The sequence below is a fragment of the Paraeggerthella hongkongensis genome (genome assembly GCF_003726035.1).
Taxonomy (GTDB): Bacteria; Actinomycetota; Coriobacteriia; order Coriobacteriales; family Eggerthellaceae; genus Paraeggerthella; species Paraeggerthella hongkongensis.
The window spans coordinates 1-2952 of the sequence record NZ_QICD01000047.1 but is presented as its reverse complement, the minus strand read 5'-3'; the positions used below and the strand labels follow the sequence as shown (position 1 = coordinate 2952).

The 2952-nt window shown below is 54.3% G+C and carries 3 protein-coding genes and 1 pseudogene; 2 read left to right on the top strand and 2 right to left on the bottom strand.

Annotated elements, in window-relative coordinates:
- Positions 1–122: 122 nt before the first annotated feature.
- Entirely contained in the window at positions 123–614 is a 492-nt protein-coding gene (locus tag DMP08_RS12215) for a hypothetical protein (protein ID WP_123193149.1), read from the bottom strand.
- Positions 615–798: 184 nt separating this feature from the next.
- Here DMP08_RS12215 and DMP08_RS12210 point away from each other — a divergent pair, with 184 nt between their 5' ends.
- Positions 799–1347, top strand: a complete 549-nt coding sequence (locus tag DMP08_RS12210) for a TetR/AcrR family transcriptional regulator (protein WP_123193148.1) — start codon at positions 799–801, stop codon at positions 1345–1347.
- A gap of 95 nt (positions 1348–1442) precedes the next feature.
- On the opposite strand, the gene DMP08_RS12205 is transcribed toward DMP08_RS12210, so the two are convergent.
- The gene (locus tag DMP08_RS12205) at positions 1443–2408 is read right to left on the bottom strand and encodes a helix-turn-helix domain-containing protein (RefSeq protein ID WP_123193147.1); all 966 of its coding nucleotides are present in this window, start codon (positions 2406–2408) and stop codon (positions 1443–1445) included.
- Between the two features lie 286 nt (positions 2409–2694).
- Here DMP08_RS12205 and DMP08_RS12200 point away from each other — a divergent pair.
- Positions 2695–2952: pseudogene (locus DMP08_RS12200) on the top strand (putrescine carbamoyltransferase); the annotation flags it as partial.

Genomic DNA, 2952 nt, shown 5'->3' with positions numbered 1-2952 from the left:
TTGGCTACCAGGTTCCGGCGGAGGTGATGGAAGACTTCTTCAAGCGCACGGCACCAAAGCAGCCCGCGCTGCAGAAGGCGGCGTAAATTCTCTAACTTTTGTGTCCGAAATCTTGACACAGGTCAAGCAAGCGGTATTGCCCAAGCGGGCAGCGTGTCGAATTCCGCATTGTCGGTTACCCACTGCATATCGTAGGAGGCGAATTCGCTATCGAGCGCTTTTTCAATCGAGACTTCTTCGGGAGTGCCATAGTCGTAAGTGGTATTCACGATATAAAGCGTGTGCCCGTCTTTGTTGTGGTCGGGGCTGTCCGACTGGTAGTCAACGCTGTCAACATGGGGGATCGCCTCAAGTTCGCGCTGAATGGCATCCGCTTGTTCGGAGGCTAAGCCGTTGAACATAACCCGAATGGTTTGCGTCATTTCGGTTTCGGGAAACTCGTCCTCCATAAGCGCCATGCCCTGCTTCATGGGAGAAGAGTCGGGCAAATACTTCGTCATGTCCGTATTGGTCTCAACCTGCGGAATGAATGTGGCGCATATGGCAACAAGAACCGTCATGAGGCCAAGTATGAGCGCACGCTTGCGCACGATGAAATCAGCGACTTTATCCATGGGCAGCAACGTATTCCTTCTGTGAGTTCTTGACTTTGGGCACAAAAGGTAGTTTCGTAGTTGAACGACGATAACGTCAACAGACTGTTTATTTAAAATTGTTTAGTTGAGAACAGATAAGAAGCGTGTTGTTGCAAAGTCAACAAATTAGAGATATTAGTTGATCTTGCAGAAAGGAGTTGGTATGGAGAACCAGCGCGTTCGTCTGAGCAAGGCTCTTCTGAAAGAAGCTCTGGTGCGTCTTCTGGAGTCGAAGCCCATCGACAAGATAACCATCTACGAGTTGTGCGCCGAGGCTCAGATCAACAGAACCACGTTTTACAAGTACTATGGAAGCCAGCAAGACGTGCTCAGGGATATCGAAAACGAGTTGTTCTCAATGTTGGAAAAGCACTTGGCGGAGAGCGTGGAGGGTGACGAGCAGAGTTTCGTTTCCGTGCTGAGATACCTGGATATGGAGCAGCGAAAGTTCCTTGCTTTGGTGAATGCGACTCCCGATCAGCAGTTTTCCGAGCGACTTTTCAATATCGAGCCCGTTCGCGCCTATTTTGCCAGCAGCGCGTTCGGGGAAGGGGATGACAGCGAGAAGGAGTATCTTCGGCTGTTCCTGTGCCAGGGCGGCTATGCCATCGTGAGGGAGTGGTTGAACAAAACGCCTCATGAGTCGCCGCAGGAGATTTCGAATCTGCTGATCAAGCTGAGCCTGCTGTTCGTGCGCAAGGACTGGCGCTAGGCGCCCTTGGACATGCGTTTCCTTGAGTGTCCGTTGCGGGGGTTTGCCGCTCTATCGCTTTATCGAATAAGGCGGGCGATCATGCCGCACCGGCCTTATTCCTTCCAGAAGTCGCGCGCCAGGTCTTGCCGCGTCGCCTGGCTGGTTTTCTTCAGGATGTTGTGCACGTGCGCCTTCACCGTTCCCAGCGCCAATTGCAGCTCGCTGGCGATGTTCTGGTTGTCCTTGCCCTGCAGCACAAGGGCCAAGATCTCGCGTTCGCGCGCCGTCAGCTTGTGCCGCTCGCAATACATGGGCAGGACGTCGTCGATGTGGCGTTGCAACGTGGGGTTTTCTGATGTCGGCGGTTCTTTGAAGCGCATGCGAAGCGTTTCCCCCGACTCTTTCAAGCTGAAGAACGCGAAGGCCAGCATGAGGAAGTTCTCGCAAAAGTTGCGCTCGGATATGTAGAGGGGAAGCATGGTTGCGGATACCGCTTCGGGGTTCCAGACCAGCATCATAAACGTGTCTTCCGCAAGAATACCCAAGGTCAGCGCTATCGTGATCAGGAACAGCGGCTCCTGGCGTTTCATGCGCGTTTTTTCTATCTCGTTCGTAGAGGTCCAATATCGGTGCAGCAGGTAGGCAAGGCACCAGATCAAAAACACCTGCCGCATGCTGTAGAACAGCCACTGCTTGAATTGCCCTTCGGGAAGGACGATGACGATCGCGCTGCTGAGAACCACGAACCCTACAGCGGGCATGACGCGCAGCGCCAGCCTTTTTTCGTCGACGAAGTCGCAGGCGACAAGCCAGAGCGATTCGACAACGCCGGCTGCGAACAAGATTCTGAGCAGCGGTTGATCGATGGCGTAGAACGCGTCCAGGGGGAAGTCGGTGTTCTGCCCAAGGTATTCGTTTTGGAAGATGATCGCCAGATCGAGGAAGTAGAACAGGAAGAACGCCACCATGTACAGATGGCTGCGTTTGCGGGAGACGAAGTACGCGGAAAGCGAAATGGTGCCTGCCGCTGCGCAGACGAGCATGATGAGGATCGTGTAGAAGTAGAATGCGATTTCCAAGGCGATGCTCCCTCGTTTTCCGATGGACGAAACGTCTTTACCGCTCTGCGCAATTCTACCTCGGAGGTTTAGATGGGTGTAGCGAGGTTGTAGGGCAATTACGGGGTGTTGCAGTATAGCCTGATCAATCGCGTAAACGAGCGAGATTATTTAGGATATAGACGGTTTTCCCAAAAAATAATCTCCATTATTCCTTCACAGCGGTGGGAGCGCCGTGCATTCTGGGCGCCAAGAGAAGCGGCCGGGAAAAGGCATCGGCCGCGGCAATCCGTCAAGGAGGACTAGCATGGCTGTGAAGGACTACATCGACACCAACGACTTCACCAAAGAAGAGCTGCTCGACATGATCGAGCTGGCGCGCTCCATGAAGACCATGATCAAAGAGGGCGGGCGCTACCCGCAGGTGCTCAAGGACAAGACGCTCGGCATGATCTTCCAGCAGGTGTCCACCCGCACCCGCATCTCCTTCGAGACGGCCATGACCGACCTGGGCGGCCACGCGCAGTTCTACGGCCCGGGCACCATCCAGCTGGGCGGCCACGAG